Consider the following 15,859-nt stretch of genomic DNA (forward strand, 5'->3'; position numbering starts at 1 on the left):
AAAGAGAGTAAATTGCGAAAACACAAATTGTCTTTCTTATGCTACAAAAAATTACGCTAACTTGTTTGATATTTGGGAGTTTGGGGCTTCGTGCTCAGTCCTTAGAATTGTATAAGGCCTCCAACACAGCGGGTGTTTATGCGGTTGGCTATAACCCCGCCATGATGGCCGACTCACGCATCGGCACCATGGTAAGTTTAGGTTCTTTTCATGTAAATACCGCACCAGAGGCTGTTTTTAATCCCTTTGTTCCGTCTTCTAAAATAAACCTGGGCCTAAAAGGAAACGCATTTAAGACCTCCGAAATCACGTTGCTTGGGCCATCGTTTATGAAGCAACTCAAGCGAAATGCCGCTTTTGCGATAAGCACACACTACCGAGCCATTCAAACTTCAAAAGGAAACTTGCCTCAGCTTTTTTCTGAAAACCTAAACTTAGGTACCAACCAAAGTTTCGATGGGGCATATATATCGAGGGGTTTAAAAGAAATAGCGTTTTCGTATGCACATCCTTTGGCTTTTAATAGCCACTTTCTCAAAATTGGGGCTACAGTAAAGTTGGCGTCGCTGTACCACAGCAATGACCTGCAGTCTATTGATTTAAAAAATACGGGCAATGTTTTCAATGGATCACTGGTGGGCAACTTAAGTACGACGGGTCAAAGTTTCAATTGGTTAAACATGGTAAAAAGTAAATCTATGGGTACGGGCTATGACCTAGGATTTGTCTATGAGTTTCGACCGAAATATTTAAGCTACGAATACGCAATGGATGGCCGAAAAGAGTATGACCCAACTCAAAACAAGTATTTGGCTAGGTTAGCGGTAAGTATTACAGACATTGGTGGGGTTAAATATTCATCATTCAATCAAATTGGAATTTATAATTCGACATTTTTAAATCCCAATAATCTAAAAGAGGGTGTGCCTACGGCATTACAAGAACTGAATCTCTCAGGCGAAAAATTAACGGAACAAAAGTATCTATTGCCTACTCGTATAAACATATTGGCGGAGGTGAAATTGGGCAAAAAAGGTTGGCATTTAGGTACTGCCTATCGTTCGGCTACAAAAAATACAGACACGGGCCTTAACCAACAAAGCATTTTGGCATTTTTTCCGCGTAAAGAAGCCAATGATTTCGAGTTTTCTACGCCCATTATTTACAATAAAACCACCAAAAAACTTGGGCTTGGCTTCCACCTTAAACTTGGAGCATTGTTTTTCGGTACAGAATCACTCAATTATCTGTTTGCTAAAAATGCTCCTTCGCCAAGTTTTTATGGCGGGTTTAGTTTTAACGGTTTTTCGAAAAAAATCAAAGACACCGATAACGATGCAGTTTCAAATAAAAAAGACAAGTGCCCTGATATTCCGGGGCTTTGGGTATTTAAGGGTTGCCCCGATACGGACGCAGACGGTATTCAAAATAGCGAAGATAAATGCCCAGACCATGCAGGACCTAAAGAAACTCAGGGTTGCCCTGATGCTGATGGAGATGGTATTTTTGATAATTTAGATGCCTGTCCACAGGTGGCAGGTTTGGCGAGGTTTAACGGCTGCCCTGATACCGATGGCGATGGCTTGCCAGACAGTGAAGATGATTGTCCGCTAAAAGCAGGGCCAGAAGAGTTTGGTGGCTGTCCGGATACCGATGGCGACGGCTTGATAGATTCTGAAGATAAATGTCCTGAAGTGGCCGGATCCAAACTTTTGGGTGGCTGCCCAGACTCAGACAGCGATGGCATTATTGATTCAGAAGACAACTGTCCCGAGGTGTTTGGAACTTTAGAGCACAATGGCTGCCCCGATACTGACGGAGATGGCATCATAGACAAAGATGACGCATGTCCAAACTTGGCAGGACCTGCTAATACCAAAGGCTGCCCAGACCAAGACGGTGACGGCATTAGAGATACCGATGATGCCTGCCCAAGCGAAAAAGGAAGCCAAGAGTTAAAGGGTTGCCCTGATACTGACGGAGATAAAATTCCAGATTATTTAGACAAATGCCCGACAGAGGCGGGTATAGTGGAGTGGCAAGGCTGTTTATTAGTTACTAGTTTTGACAGTTTGTCTTATTTAACTCCGGAGCAAAACAGTACGTTTAAGCTTTTTCTAGATGAACTCGCTAATCATCAGCTTAAAGAGGATTTGGGTCAAAAAGTCTCTCAAATTATTAGAACCTTACCAAATCCGGTTAAAATGATAGTTAAAGGAAACTTGTACGAAAAGCTTGTTGGGGATTTTGGTGAGAAGTTAAAAACTTTAGGGATTGAGGTAAGTAAAGAAGAAGGTTTAGGCGGAAAAAATACGATTCGTATAGAATGAAAAAACAAGTAATATTCTTATTAAGTATATCAGTTTTAACTTTTGGTCAAGGCAAAACCAGGCTGCCTAACCCCATAAATACGCCCAAAACCATCGAATATGCACCGTCAGTTACAGCAGATGGCCAAACGTTGGTTTATCAGTCTGATCAGTTTGGCTTATTTGTAAATTCAGCTAAAAAAGTCCCAAAAATAGATGCAGAAGGAAAAACGGCTGTGGTGTTAGATGAGTTTGAAACAAACTTTTTTGGTGTATATGAGGCCAAACTTCATCCTTCGGGCACATGGATGCCGCCTAAGCAAATAGCTGCCATAAACGAATACGCCAACGAAAACATGACACCCGTTATGGGAGGACCCAGCATCAGTTATGATGGGAACACCTTGTTTTTCTTTGCCAATTTCGGGAAAAGTGGTTTCGGGAGAGAGGATATTTATTTTTCGGAAAGAACAAAGTCGGGATGGACAAAACCCGAAAATGTAGGCTCAAATATTAACACGGATAACTACGAAGGCTTTCCTTCAATCTCGCCTGACGGCAAAAGGTTATATTTTACAAGAGAGATTTTGGGTAAAAAGGTAGACAACAAACAGTGCTACAAAATCATGGTTTCGGAAAAAGGCCGAAATGGAAAGTGGAGGTTACCATATGAACTACCAAGCCCTGTTAATCTTGACTGTGAAAAAGCACCTAGAATTTTAGCCGACGGAAAAACCATGGTCTTTTCGTCTATAAAAAAAGAAGGAAGGGGCGATTTTGACCTCTATAAAAGCACCATGCTAGACAACGGAGGATGGTCCGAACCACTAAACTTAGAGTTTATTAATTCAAAAAAATCAGATTTGTTTGTCTCGGTTAGTCCCTGTGGCGATTTAATGTATTATGTAAGCGACGGCGATATTTTTACGACTACAATTCCCGAGTCATTGCGACCCATAAAAAGTGCTACTATTCAAGGTTTTGTTTTAGACTCCATCACAAAGGCTCCATTAAGTACCAAAGTGGTAGTAAAAGAAAATGAGACAGGAAACATATTGTCGGTTTTGGATAATAACCCTTCAGACGGAAGATATACGGCTATCGTTCCTTTTGGCAAATCTTATAATTTGTCTGTAAATATTCCGCAATATTTTACAAAAACCATAAACCTTGATGGTGAACAAATCAAAGATTGTGAGCCTATTCCATTGGATTTTAAACTTCAAATTATTCCTACCAACAAAGAAGAAATTGTAAAGTTGGCTTTAGAAACCAATAGAGACAAAGTTGTGGTAGACCAAGTAAGGCTAGACGCAGAAAAGCAGAAGCAAGAACTGTTAGCCTTAGAGAAAAAACAAAAAGAAGAGCAGGAGAAACTTCGCTTAGAAAGTGAGCGGTTAGCCTTAGAGAAACAAAAGGCCGAACAGTTAGCATTAGAGAAAAAGCAAAAAGAGGAGCAGGATAAACTTCGTTTAGAAAGTGAGCGATTAGCTTTAGAAAAGCAGAAGCAAGAACAGTTAGCATTAGAGAAAAAGCAAAAAGAGGAGCAGGATAAACTTCGTTTAGAAAGTGAGCGATTGGCTTTAGAAAAGCAAAAGCAAGAACAGTTAGCATTAGAGAAAAAGCAAAAAGAGGAGCAGGATAAACTTCGTTTAGAAACCGAGCGATTAGCCTTAGAAAAGCAGAAGGCCGAACAATTAGCTTTAGAAAAGATGCAAAAAGAGGAGCGGGAGAAATTACGAATAGAATCGGAGCGATTAGCCTTAGAAAAGCAGAAGCAAGAACAGTTAGCTTTAGAGAAAAAGCAAAAAGAAGAGCAAGAGAAGTTACGCTTAGAAACCGAGCGATTAGCTTTAGAAAAGCAGAAGCAAGAACAGTTTGCTTTAGAAAAAAAGCAAAAAGAAGAGCAGGAGAAGTTACGAATAGAAACGGAGCGATTGGCTTTAGAAAAGCAGAAGCAAGAACAGTTAGCTTTAGAAAAGAAGCAAAAAGAGGAACAGGAGAAACTTCGCTTAGAAACAGAACGATTGGCCTTAGAAAAGCAAAAGCAAGAACAGTTAGCCTTAGAGAAAAAGCAAAAAGAAGAGCAGGAGAAGTTAGCTTTGGAAAAGAAAAGATGGGCGGATTCTGGCCTAACAATTACCCTATTAGACATAAATACCAATTTGCCCATTGATGGTACTGTGGTTATTTATAGAAAAAACAACAAGGACTCTTCTTCTTACCCTATTAAAAATGGCACGCTTCGTATTCCAATAGTCGAAAACGATACTTGGCGGATAAAAGCAAGTGCCCCAAATTATAATTCAATTGAGCAAGTTATAAAAATTGAGGTTCCGAAAGACGCCTCAAAGAATTTTACCTTGGAGCTTAAACTCGAAAAAGAAGTTTATAAGATTGAATTATTTGCGATTGACCTTAATACCGCCACACCTATTGTTGATGCCAAATTTGTAATCTTAGATTTCCAAAATAAAAAGATAGTAGAGCTCAAAGCTGACCCGAAAGGGTTTGCGTCTTTTACACTTCCTCAAAAAGGAAAATACACGGTGCAGTTTTCGGCTCCAAACTATAAAGAAGACGAACAAGTAATAAACGATGTAAAGCTTAATACCAAAGTTACCTTTAAGCCAATTGAGATAAAAATCCCATTGCACGAACTCAAGCTTTTCGTTTATGATAGATTTACAGAAGAAGAGCTTTTTCCTGATGTGACGTCAAATACTAAGGCAATAGGATTAGCTCCGGCGTTTATAAAAGGACCAGAGAAAACGGTTTTCGATATTGACCTAAAAGGAGAAAACATAAAACCTGAAAAGTACAGGTTGGCGTTTGTAGATAGCCTAATCAACAAAGTAAGTTGTAACCTTTTGGCACAAAAACTCTTTTACGAGTTTGAGTTTAGGTTTTATGATAAAAAAACCAAGAAACCCATAGTTAGGTTAGATCATAAAATTATTGATAGCGATACAAAAAGCGAAGTTCAACGTTTCTCTTCAGGGAAAAACCTTGCTTTGTTTGCCCCAGAGAAATCATACGTTTTTGTATTAAATAACCCAAACTACGAACCGATAACACAGAAAATAAACGCCCTCGACTGGATAAAAGAAAGAGAATTTGAAAGAAATATTTTCTTAAACCCAATAACCCAAGAGGTTGCTAAAGTGGAGCCCAAGGTTGAAAAAGTTATTTCTACAAAAACATTCGGAGATATAACAAAAGGAAAAAAAATAACGCTTGAAAACATTTATTTCGACCAAAGTAGCCCTGTGCTTAGAGAAGAGTCTTTTACGCAGCTCGACGAGCTTGTAACTGTGCTAAAAGACAACCCCGATCTGAAGATTGAAGTTAGGGGTCACACAGACAATGTGGGCGATTTGTTTGAAAACGTAAAACTTTCAAAAGAGCGTTGCGAGTCTGTTATCACATACTTAACCAAAAAGGGAATTAACCAAACTCGTATGGTTCCCGTTGGTCGTGGTCCTGTGGAGCCAGTGGCTACCAATAACACCGAAGAAGGCCGAAAACAAAACCGCCGCGTAGAGTTTGTCGTGCTGTAAAACTTTGTTGCTTTGATTCGGAAAAAACTCATTTGGGTTTACTTACCTTTGTCAAAAATTTAAGCATCAAAAGTAAGCCATGAGAAAACTGATATTAATTGCGTTGTTTAGCTGTATAGCTGTTGTTACTTCTTACGCACAAGCCGACACCATTTCGGTGGAACAAGCCGACAAGTTCATTGGCAAAGACGTAGTTTTAAAGGGAACATTGAAGGGTTTCAAGGAGTTTACAGACAAAAAAGGAAACTTGATTATGTTTCTTGATATTGACGACACCTATCCGAACACTTTAATTGGGGTTACTATTTTTCCAAATGCTTTTGCAGATATTAAATTGACAAAATCGGATATCGGTAAAACTGTTTATATCTCTGGCACAATGGAAACCTATAGAGAAAAAGCAAGTTTGCCTATTCATGAGGCCAGCCAGTTTAAAATAGTCAACTGACGTTAGGTTAAAACATAATATTCCCTTTCGAAGGCGAACATTTCTTTGAAGTGTTCGCTTTTTTCATTTAGGCCATAATTTATAGCGTACACTTCGCCTACAAGCTTTTTTAAGGCATTGCTCGTAATTTGTATCGGAATGTTTCCTCCTAATATTAACAAGGTTTGGTAAGTAGGAGTGGAGCCGTCTAGGGCAGGCAATATGTAGTTAAAGTCTTCAATTTGTTTCGCTCCTGATTTTCTGTAAAACGAAACACGTCGTTTTTTTTGTTCTGTATCAGTGCCAAAATCAGGGTCATCAACCTCCAAAAGGATTGATTTTCCTGAAAGTATTTCTTTCAATTTAATTAAAACTAAGGCTCCATATCCGGCATTTCGGCTCAATGAGTCAATGGCGAGGTAGTCTAATAAGTAGATGTCGGACTTGGGAAGATATAACAAAAAAGCGAAGCCAATAAAGGTCTCGCTTTTTTTGAATATAAATAATTTTTCAGATCTGTTTTTAACCCTTTCAATGAGTAATTCTGGCTTTTGTTGCTCATTTTTTGGAAAAGCCGAGGCATAAAGTGGCCAAACATTTTCCCAGTTTGGGTCAAAAGCAGTTAATATTTCTTCAGCAGTTATCATTCAATACCTTTTCCGGTAGCTGCCCAGTAAATACCGCCATAAATGTGGTCTAGAAACGTTTGGTCTGAGAAGGTAGCCGGAATATGTCCGAGGGCTGTATAAAACGCCCTGCCGCCGTCATACGGGTGATACCAGCTGATTGGGTGGAAATCGCCCATTCCTTTTCCTACGTTATCGCCCCATTTTGCGTTAGGGTTATATGTTTTCTCGTCTACTGTTACCAAAAACTTTAAGTCTGTAGACTTTGCGGCACTAAACTCGTACCATTCGTCTGTCCAAAGTAATTTTTTGGGAAAACGCTCCATACCTGGGAAGTTATGATCCAAAACTCGCAAATAGGCAGTTTGCTGTTCTGGGTGAATTTTAAACATCATACCCACCATTTTGGTGTACCATGGCCATCCGTATTCGGTATCTGATGCACTGTGTATTCCCACAAAACCCTTGCCTGATTGGATGAATTTTTCTACTGCTTTTTGTTGCTCGTCGTTAAGTATGTCCGCTGTGGTGTTCAGGAAAATTATGACTTGATATTTTTCAAGGTTTTTCTCAGTTACAAAATCCGTATTTTCCTGCCAGTCTACTTGAAAGTTATTTCTTTCGGCCAGTTTACGTATTGCAGCCACTCCTTCATGTATAGACTCATGGTGCCATCCGGCGGTTTTGGTAAACAAAAACACTTTAAATTGCTGGGCAGATAAAACCTGGCTGGTAAAAAGTAAAAGTAAACAGATAAAAACTAATCTCGCTTTCATAATATTGATTTGGTTGAATAAGCTTCAAAAATAAAAAAAAATCCTCGAATGTTAACTCGAGGATTTCAATAATGATTTTATAAAACGGAATTTAAGCGTGTACAAAAAACATTTTTTGTAATAAAAATACGCCAATACCCGCAAAGTATCCGATTAGTGCTAACCAAGAGATTTTCTTTAAATACCAGAAAAACTCAATTTTCTCAAGACCCATAGCAGCTACACCAGCTGCAGATCCGATTATTAAGGCACTACCGCCGGTTCCGGCACAGTATGCCAATAACTCCCAGAAAGGAGAGTCTGTTGGGAACTGCTCAAGCGAATACATGCCCATAGATGCAGCCACAAGAGGCACGTTGTCTACTACCGACGATAGCAATCCAATAACAGTTACAATTAGCGTTTCATTTTGAAGTGTATCTGTTAGCCAGTTTGCCGCCCCAGTTAAAACCCCTACAGTTTGAAGAGCAGAAACGGCAAGTAATATTCCTAAAAAGAATAATACACTTGGCATATCAATTTTTTCAAGAGCTCTATAAACCGACAGTTTCTTTTTCTCGTCTTCTTCCTTATTTTTTATCAATACCTCAGCTATGGCCCAAATTGCACCCAAAGCCAGTAACATTCCCATGAAAGGAGGAAGGTGAGTAACAGTTTTAAAAATAGGCACAGAGATTAAGCCGCCGATACCCGCATAGAAAATCAAAGATTTCTCAAAAGACGTATGTGGGTTTTTACCTGGTTTAGATTCTTTTTTTGCCGGTAGGTCCCCTTTTAGAGATCGTCCAAGTATAAACAAAGGGATTAACATACAAACCAAACTAGGAAGTATTAGCTCCAATACAATGTTTCCAGCAGAGATTTGCCCACCAATCCAAAGCATGGTAGTGGTTACATCACCCATTGGCGACCATGCTCCACCAGCGTTTGCCGAAAGCACGATTAGTCCAACAAACAATAGTCTTTGTTTTTGTTCGCTTACCAATTTTTTTATTAAAGTAACCATTACGATAGTGGTGGTAAGGTTATCTAAAAGAGCAGATAAGAAAAAAGTGATTATACAGATTATCCAAAGCAGTTTACTTTGGCTTCTGGTGTTAATTTTATCGGTGATGATGTCAAAGCCATCGTAGGTATCTATAAGTTCTACGATTGTCATGGCTCCCATAAGGAAAAACAAAATACTGGCGATTTCACTCACATGATGCATTAAGCTTTCTGTGGTTTCGTGCATGTTGGGCGAAATGATTGAAACTATGGTCCAACAAACTACGCCGGTTAATAAAGCTGAAGAAGACTTGTCAATGGATATATTGTGTTCTAAAACTATGGCTAAATATCCGAGAATAAATACTATTACTAGTAATGCGATCATATCTGGTTGTTTAAATGTTTTTTACGATGTTTCAAAAATACAAATGCTTATATATTTTGGGCAATTTCTGGGGCAAAAACTAAAAATAATACAGAAGTTAATGCGAATTTCCCAAATGAAAATTCAAAAAATAAGGCCAGAAATTAACTTCCTGACCTTGTTTTTTTCTATAGTTTAGGCATTTTTAATTCATTCCTTCTAAAAGAAGCTCCGCAAGGTCATATACTTTAACCTCATGCTCTCTTTCTTTGTTTTTTACGCCATCTGACATCATCACCATACAAAATGGGCACGCCACTGCGATGGCCTTTGATCCGGTTGAAAGGGCATCTTCTATTCGGGCTATGTTTATATCTTTAGTTCCTTTTTCGGGCTCTTTAAACATTTGGCCACCACCTGCTCCGCAGCACAAGCCATTTGTTTTGCATTTTTTCATTTCTACCAACTCCGCGTCAAGAGCTTTTATCAAATCTCTCGGTGCTTCATATATGTCATTTGCTCTACCGAGGTAGCAAGAGTCGTGGTAGGTGATTTTTTGTCCTTTAAATGAACCGCCGCCTACTTTTAATACTCCCGAGTTTATGAGTTCTTGTAAATATGTAGAGTGGTGTATTACTTCATATGTTCCGCCTAGTTCGGGATACTCATTTTTTAAGGTATTAAAACAATGCGGGCAAGCCGTCACAATTCTTTTTATGCCATAACCATTCAGTACTTGAATGTTTTGTTGAGCTAACATCTGGAAAGTAAACTCATTCCCAGCACGCCTGGCAGGATCTCCTGTACAAGCCTCCTCGGTACCCAATACCGCAAAATTGATATTTAATGCGTTTAAGATTTTAACAAAAGCAACTGTAACTTTTTTGTAGCGATCATCAAATGATCCCGCACAGCCTACCCAAAATAAAATTTCAGGGCTTTCTCCTTTTTGGGCCATCTCGGCCATGGTTTTTACTTTATACTCCATGATAATTTAAAGTTGAATTAAACAAAAATAGTATGCTTGCATAACATTTACAAGATTTTGATAAAATTTATAATTTGGGAGAATTTGAAATTATAACAATATAGAACTATTTTGAGAACATTTGTGAGTGGTTCATGGCAATTGGCAGATAATAATACAAAATTGCCAAGTGGTGTTTGGTTATGGTCAAAATAGCATAAAACAAAAGCCACTTAAAATCACTTTGGTAAAGGAATTCTCAATATTTTTGATAAAAATTATATAAACCAATAACATGTTAAATAAGTCAAAACTTAATAGCAGCTTCGACTGTAGTGCACTACCAGAAAAGGTCCTTCAATTTGGAACAGGAGTGTTACTTAGAGGCTTATGCGATTACTTTATAGATAAAGCCAACAAACAAGGGATTTTCAATGGTAGTATAGTGGTGGTCAAAACCACAGGGCCGGATGTTAGCGACTTTACTTCGCAAGATAACCTGTATACCATCAGCGTAAGAGGTATAGAAGGCGGATTGCTATTAGAAGAAGACATCGTTGTAGAAAGTATCAGCAGAGTATTAAGCACACACACACATTGGGACGAAGTACTAAAAACGGCCGAAAATCCAGAGCTTAATATTATAGTTTCAAATACAACAGAAGTTGGGCTTCAATATCACGAAGAAGATGTTTTGAGTGGTTGCCCAGACTCGTTTCCAGGCAAATTAACCGCTTGGCTTCATAGAAGGTTTGAAACCAACAAAAAACCGCTTGTGGTTATTCCTACCGAATTAATAGTAGACAACGGAAAAATCTTAAAAGACATTGTTTTTAAGCAAATCGAGTCTAATAAGCTATCAGGAGATTTTAAAAACTGGGTAACACAAAATGTACAGTTCTGTAGCTCATTGGTTGACCGAATTGTACCTGGCAAGCCAAATGCGGAAGAGTCAGAAGAGATATTTAAAAAACTTGGTTACAAAGATAATTTATTAATAAAAGCAGAGGCATATCGCCTTTGGGCTATCGAAGGTGAAAACCTTGAGGATATATTGGAGTTTGCAGAAGCTGATGCAGGTGTAAAACTTGAGAAAAACATCGAGAAATATAGAGAGCTCAAACTAAGGCTTCTAAACGCTCCTCATACACTATTGTGTGCTATGTCATACCTTTCGGGCTTTGACTATGTGAAAGACACGCTAAACGATGTCTTGATGGAAAAATATATCACTATTTTGATGTTGACAGAATTGGGCCCGTCTATTCCGCTTGATGTAGATTTGAAAACCACCCAACGGTACGGCAGAGAGGTAATGGATAGGTTCAGGAACCCATATTTAGACCACAAATGGATCAGTATATCGTTGCATTATACTATGAAAATGAAAATGCGAGCTATACCATTATTGACAAATTATTATGATGTATTCGGTACCGTGCCTCAGTATTTTGCAAGGTGTTTTGCGGCTTACCTTTTATTCATGAAAGCAGTGAAACTTGAAGACGGCGTTTATTACGGTCAAAGAGAAGGAGAGTTTTACCCGATAACATGCGACTCTGCGGCGTATTTTATGGATGTTTGGGCTACAAGTGACTGTAGTCATGTAATTAACACCGCATTGGCAAATGTTGAGCTTTGGGGAACTGACCTTACTAAGTTACCGGGCTTTGCCTCAAATGTTGAAAATCACCTTTCCAATATGATACACTTAGGTGTTAAAGAAGTTGCTTCGGCACTTAACGTTTATGCTTAATTTTAATAAAAAATTGACATAAAAAAATAGACGCTCAGAAATGGGCGTCTATTTTTTTTGCTTAAAAACTATATTCAGCCTTACGCTACTTTTTTAACTTCATAAAAAGTAGAATGTTCGAATTTAGCCTTGGCATATTCTAAAGAAACTGAGAATGTCTTAATGTTTTTGTCAGAAGGAAGCTCAAACATGGCGTCGGTTAAGATTGCCTCGCATATTGAACGGAGTCCTCTTGCCCCTAAGTTAAAGATGATGGCTTGGTCTACGATGTAGTCCAATGTTTCATCTTCAAATACTAGTTCTATGTCTTCCATCAAAAATAGCTTCTTGTATTGCTTAACCAAGGCATTTTGTGGCTCAGTTAATATTTTACGAAGGGTTTCTTTGTCTAATGGATTTAAGTAAGTCAATAACGGCAATCTACCGATTAACTCAGGTATAAGTCCGAAAGACTTCAGATCTTGCTGCGTTACAAACTTAAGCAAGCTATCTTCATTATTAATTTCAAACTTGTTGGCCTCTACTTTAAACCCTATAGGAGCTTTGTTTATTCTTTTGGCAATATGTCTGGCAATACCATCAAAAGCTCCACCACAAATAAACAGGATGTTTTCGGTATTAATTTGAATCAATTGCTGGTCAGGGTGCTTTCTGCCACCTTGTGGAGGTACGCCCACTATAGAGCCCTCTAGAAGCTTCAAAAGGCCTTGCTGTACACCTTCGCCACTTACATCCCGGGTGATAGATGGATTGTCAGACTTACGGGCTATTTTATCTATTTCGTCAATATAAACGATTCCTCTTTCCGCCAATTCTGGATTGAAGTCTGCTGCCTGAAGCAATCTACTCAAAATACTCTCTACGTCTTCTCCTACATAACCTGCTTCTGTCAATACAGTGGCATCCGCTATAGCAAAAGGCACTTGAAGCATTTTGGCGATAGTTCTGGCCAAATAGGTTTTACCAGTTCCGGTTTCGCCTACCATTATTATGTTTGACTTTTCGATGTTCACATCGTCGCCTATAACGGGTTGAGAAAGTCTTTTGTAATGGTTGTAAACCGCTACCGAAAGCACTTTTTTTGCTTCATTTTGGCCAATAATAAATTTGTCAAGATAGTTTTTTAACTCTATCGGTGGTTTTATTTCAAACTTGGGCAATTCACCTTTTTTCTTCTTTTTATTTTTTGGATTTACTCCGTATAGTTCTTGTTGTACAAGTTCGTGTCCTTGTTCTATGCAATGATTGCAAATATGACCTTCTGTGCCCGATAGGAGTAGTTCTACTTCATTTTTTTTTCTCCCACAAAATGAGCAAAAGGGTTCTTTGTTTGATGCCATTTCTGAATTTTTTTTCAAAATTAAGCTTTTTATCGCGTTTTTTAAACTTTGAGACCTTTTGGCCTTCTTTTATAATAAAAAAAGTGAGTCACTTTAAAGTAAAATGACTCACTTTCAAATTTTCTTACCAATGAACTTAGTTTCTGTATAAAACCTCGTCAATTAAGCCGTAAGCTTTCGCCTCTTCGGCCTTCATCCAATAGTCCCTGTCTGAGTCTTTTTCAATTTGCTCAAATGTTCGACCTGTATGTTTTGCTAAAATCTCATAAAGCTCTTTTCTAAGCTCTATAATTTGCTTAACCGTAATCTCCATGTCTCTAGACTGCCCTTGAGCACCACCACTCGGTTGGTGAATCATCACTCTAGCGTGAGGTAAAGCCGTTCTTTTTCCTGCTGCACCACCTGCCAAAAGCACTGCACCCATAGATGCCGCCAATGACGTACAAATAGTAGCAACTTCTGGTCTAACATATTGCATGGTGTCATACATTCCTAAACCTGCATAAACCGAACCACCTGGGCTGTTTATGTACATCAAAATGTCTTTTTTAGGATCTACTGATTCTAAAAATAACAACTGAGCTACTACGATGTTGGCCACTTGGTCGTCTACGCCCGTACCTAAAAATATAATACGGTCCATTATTAACCTCGAAAACACATCAATAGCAGCAAATCTCATCGGACGCTCTTCTATGATGTTTGGCGTCATGTTAGTAACATTGTGCTTCATATAATCATCAATCATGAGTCCGCTCATGCCTTGATTGTGAACTGCAAACTTTCTGAATTCTTCTCCTAAGTGCATATTATTCTATTTTATTTTTATCTATTTAAAAACTCTAATATAGGTCTAAAAGTTCAAAACAACCCACTGTCTAAAACACACAGCGTTATATTTTATTTAGAATATTAAAGTTCAAAAAATATGAGTGTTGGAATTATTAAAACAAAAATCGGATGAAAGCGATTGCTAACATCCGATTTTTTATAGTTTTTTAACTGATATTAAACTTTGTATTTCTCAGTAGCGATCTCGTTAAACTGATCTACCAATACTTGTTTTTTATCTGTTTTGATTTTCTCTTTTAAGAAACCGATTACTTTTCTACCAAATGCTTTCTCAAAGTATTTCTTAGAGTTGTCGTTTGATTTGTCTTCAAGTTGCTTCTTCGCCATGTTTTCTATAAAGTCTTCCATGCCGTCAAAACCACCTTGGCCACCAAAGTAACCTCTGATTTCGCTTTTAACTTCTTCTAAAACATCAGCATAAACTACTTTGATGTCGTTTTGCTTCGCTATTTCAGTTTTGATTAAGTCTAATTTAAGTCCTCTTTTGATTGCCTCAAATTCACGATCGATATCTTCTACAGTTGCTTTACCATCGTTGATTTCAAGAAGCCATTTTTTCAAAAACTCTTCAGGAAGATCAATTTGGGTATTATCTAAAAGCGATTTGTCGATATCAAAATCTAAAAGAAACTCAGATTCTCTGTTATAGTTAGATTTGATAATCTCTTTAACTTGAGCTCTAAATTCTTCTTCGTTTGTAGCTTTTCCTGGCCCCAAAACTTTATCAAAAAGTTCTTGGTTGAGTTCTGAAGGCTGCATTCTTGTGATTTTTTCAACAGTAAATTCAAATTCACCATTCAAAGACGCTGCTTCTTCGTCAGATTTTCCAGTAGCAAAACCTAATTCTTTAACAGATGCAAATATTGATTGGATGTCAAATTTGATGCTGCTTCCTTTTTCAAGGCCTTTAAACATATACTGAGACGCTTCTACTACTTTATCAGTAGGAATTCCTGATTGGAATAAAAACTCAGAAGATTCTTGTTTTAGGGTACCAAAAATGATGTCGCCTATTTCGGCTTCTTCACCTTCAGTTTCGTTTCCGAATCTGCTTTTCACATCTGTAATAGATTGCTCAAGTTGCTCTTCAGAAGGCTCAATTTCGTATTCAGTGATAGTAGGAAGTTTTTCTACATCTACTGTAAAGTCCGAAGCAAAACCAACCTCATATACAAATGTATACTCTTTTTGTTTTGTCCAGTCTATTTTGTAGGCATCTTCTTGTGGAAGTGGCTCACCTACTACTCTAATGTTATTCTCTGCAATACATTTGTTTACGGCATCAGAAGCAATTTTGATTACTTCGTCGATAAGTATACCTTTTCCGTAAATGTTTTTGATGTATTGAACAGGCACATGTCCAGGTCTAAATCCTTTTACTTGGGCAGTTTTAGAATATTCTTTGATTTTACTATCTACCTGTTTTTTGTAGTCTTCCTCAATTACCTCCACGGTAAGATGAGCATTGGTAGCTGACAGCTTGTCAAATTTTGTTTGCATTAAGGAAAAGTTTTTGTTCGAACTGATTTAAAAATTAAAAAACCCTTCAACCAATCATTGGTTTGAAGGGTTAAAAGTACGGGCGGAGGGAATCGAACCCCCACGCCTTGCGGCACTAGATCCTAAGTCTAGCACGTCTACCAGTTCCGCCACGCCCGCCTACAGATAAACCGAAATCGTTTATTTGGGCTGCAAAGGTAATTGCATTTTTTAATCTTTCAAATATCTAGCAAGAAATTTTTCATAATTTTTTAATTTTTTTTCCAAAGGTGCGTTTTTGCCTGTTTTTACTAGCATTAGCTTACTTTTTGTTTTTTTGTAATTATAAAAAATAGCTACTTTAAAGCCCAAGGATTTTTGTGTCGTTAAAAAATCTTTGTTTATGTTTACAC

At 38.0% G+C, this 15,859-nt stretch carries 11 protein-coding genes and 1 tRNA gene; 4 read left to right on the top strand and 8 right to left on the bottom strand.

Annotation, left to right across the window (positions count from 1 at the left end; genetic code table 11):
- The first annotated feature begins 38 nt into the window (after positions 1-38).
- The 3 genes from ACFOOI_RS14765 to ACFOOI_RS14775 all read left to right on the top strand — a co-directional run bounded on the left by ACFOOI_RS14765 (position 39) and on the right by ACFOOI_RS14775 (position 6,317).
- Complete coding sequence (locus tag ACFOOI_RS14765; protein ID WP_379838775.1) at positions 39-2,330, top strand: DUF5723 family protein; 2,292 nt, start codon at positions 39-41, stop codon at positions 2,328-2,330.
- Positions 2,327-5,869, top strand: coding sequence for an OmpA family protein (locus tag ACFOOI_RS14770; RefSeq protein ID WP_379838776.1), 3,543 nt, complete (start codon positions 2,327-2,329; stop codon positions 5,867-5,869). Before ACFOOI_RS14765 ends, ACFOOI_RS14770 begins: the two co-directional genes overlap by 4 nt.
- 79 nt (positions 5,870-5,948) lie before the next feature.
- Entirely contained in the window at positions 5,949-6,317 is a 369-nt protein-coding gene (locus ACFOOI_RS14775) for a hypothetical protein (protein WP_379838777.1), read from the top strand.
- 2 nt (positions 6,318-6,319) lie between these two features.
- On the opposite strand, the gene ACFOOI_RS14780 is transcribed toward ACFOOI_RS14775, so the two are convergent.
- From ACFOOI_RS14780 to ACFOOI_RS14795, 4 genes are all read right to left on the bottom strand, one after another.
- A complete protein-coding gene (locus ACFOOI_RS14780; RefSeq protein ID WP_379838779.1) occupies positions 6,320-6,943 on the bottom strand; it encodes a GNAT family N-acetyltransferase in 624 nt (207 codons plus the stop codon).
- Complete coding sequence (locus ACFOOI_RS14785) at positions 6,940-7,698, bottom strand: ThuA domain-containing protein (RefSeq protein ID WP_379838780.1); 759 nt, start codon at positions 7,696-7,698, stop codon at positions 6,940-6,942. The genes ACFOOI_RS14780 and ACFOOI_RS14785 overlap by 4 nt, the downstream gene beginning before the upstream one ends.
- A gap of 91 nt (positions 7,699-7,789) precedes the next feature.
- Complete coding sequence (gene nhaD, locus ACFOOI_RS14790; RefSeq protein ID WP_379838781.1) at positions 7,790-9,073, bottom strand: sodium:proton antiporter NhaD; 1,284 nt, start codon at positions 9,071-9,073, stop codon at positions 7,790-7,792.
- 184 nt (positions 9,074-9,257) lie between these two features.
- On the bottom strand, positions 9,258-10,040 hold the full coding sequence (locus ACFOOI_RS14795) for a (Fe-S)-binding protein (protein WP_379838782.1): 783 nt from the start codon (positions 10,038-10,040) through the stop codon (positions 9,258-9,260).
- A 274-nt stretch (positions 10,041-10,314) separates the two neighbouring features.
- Here ACFOOI_RS14795 and ACFOOI_RS14800 point away from each other — a divergent pair, with 274 nt between their 5' ends.
- Positions 10,315-11,775 carry a tagaturonate reductase gene (locus tag ACFOOI_RS14800; protein ID WP_379838783.1) on the top strand — a complete coding sequence of 487 codons (1,461 nt, stop codon included), beginning with the start codon at positions 10,315-10,317 and terminating at the stop codon, positions 11,773-11,775.
- Positions 11,776-11,855: 80 nt separating this feature from the next.
- Here the strand turns inward: ACFOOI_RS14800 and clpX are convergent, their stop codons facing one another.
- The 4 genes from clpX to ACFOOI_RS14820 form a co-directional block, all read right to left on the bottom strand.
- Positions 11,856-13,115: an ATP-dependent Clp protease ATP-binding subunit ClpX gene (gene clpX / locus ACFOOI_RS14805; protein WP_379840226.1), complete on the bottom strand. Its 1,260-nt coding sequence runs from the start codon at positions 13,113-13,115 to the stop codon at positions 11,856-11,858.
- A gap of 136 nt (positions 13,116-13,251) precedes the next feature.
- Positions 13,252-13,923 carry a ClpP family protease gene (locus tag ACFOOI_RS14810; protein ID WP_379838784.1) on the bottom strand — a complete coding sequence of 224 codons (672 nt, stop codon included), beginning with the start codon at positions 13,921-13,923 and terminating at the stop codon, positions 13,252-13,254.
- A gap of 200 nt (positions 13,924-14,123) precedes the next feature.
- Positions 14,124-15,467 carry a trigger factor gene (locus ACFOOI_RS14815; RefSeq protein ID WP_379838785.1) on the bottom strand — a complete coding sequence of 448 codons (1,344 nt, stop codon included), beginning with the start codon at positions 15,465-15,467 and terminating at the stop codon, positions 14,124-14,126.
- A 77-nt stretch (positions 15,468-15,544) separates the two neighbouring features.
- Positions 15,545-15,626 (bottom strand) — tRNA-Leu (locus ACFOOI_RS14820).
- Positions 15,627-15,859 lie beyond the last annotated feature (233 nt).

Origin of the sequence: Lacihabitans lacunae (genome assembly GCF_042649125.1) — a bacterium.
GTDB classification, from domain to species: Bacteria; Bacteroidota; Bacteroidia; order Cytophagales; family Spirosomataceae; genus Leadbetterella; species Leadbetterella lacunae.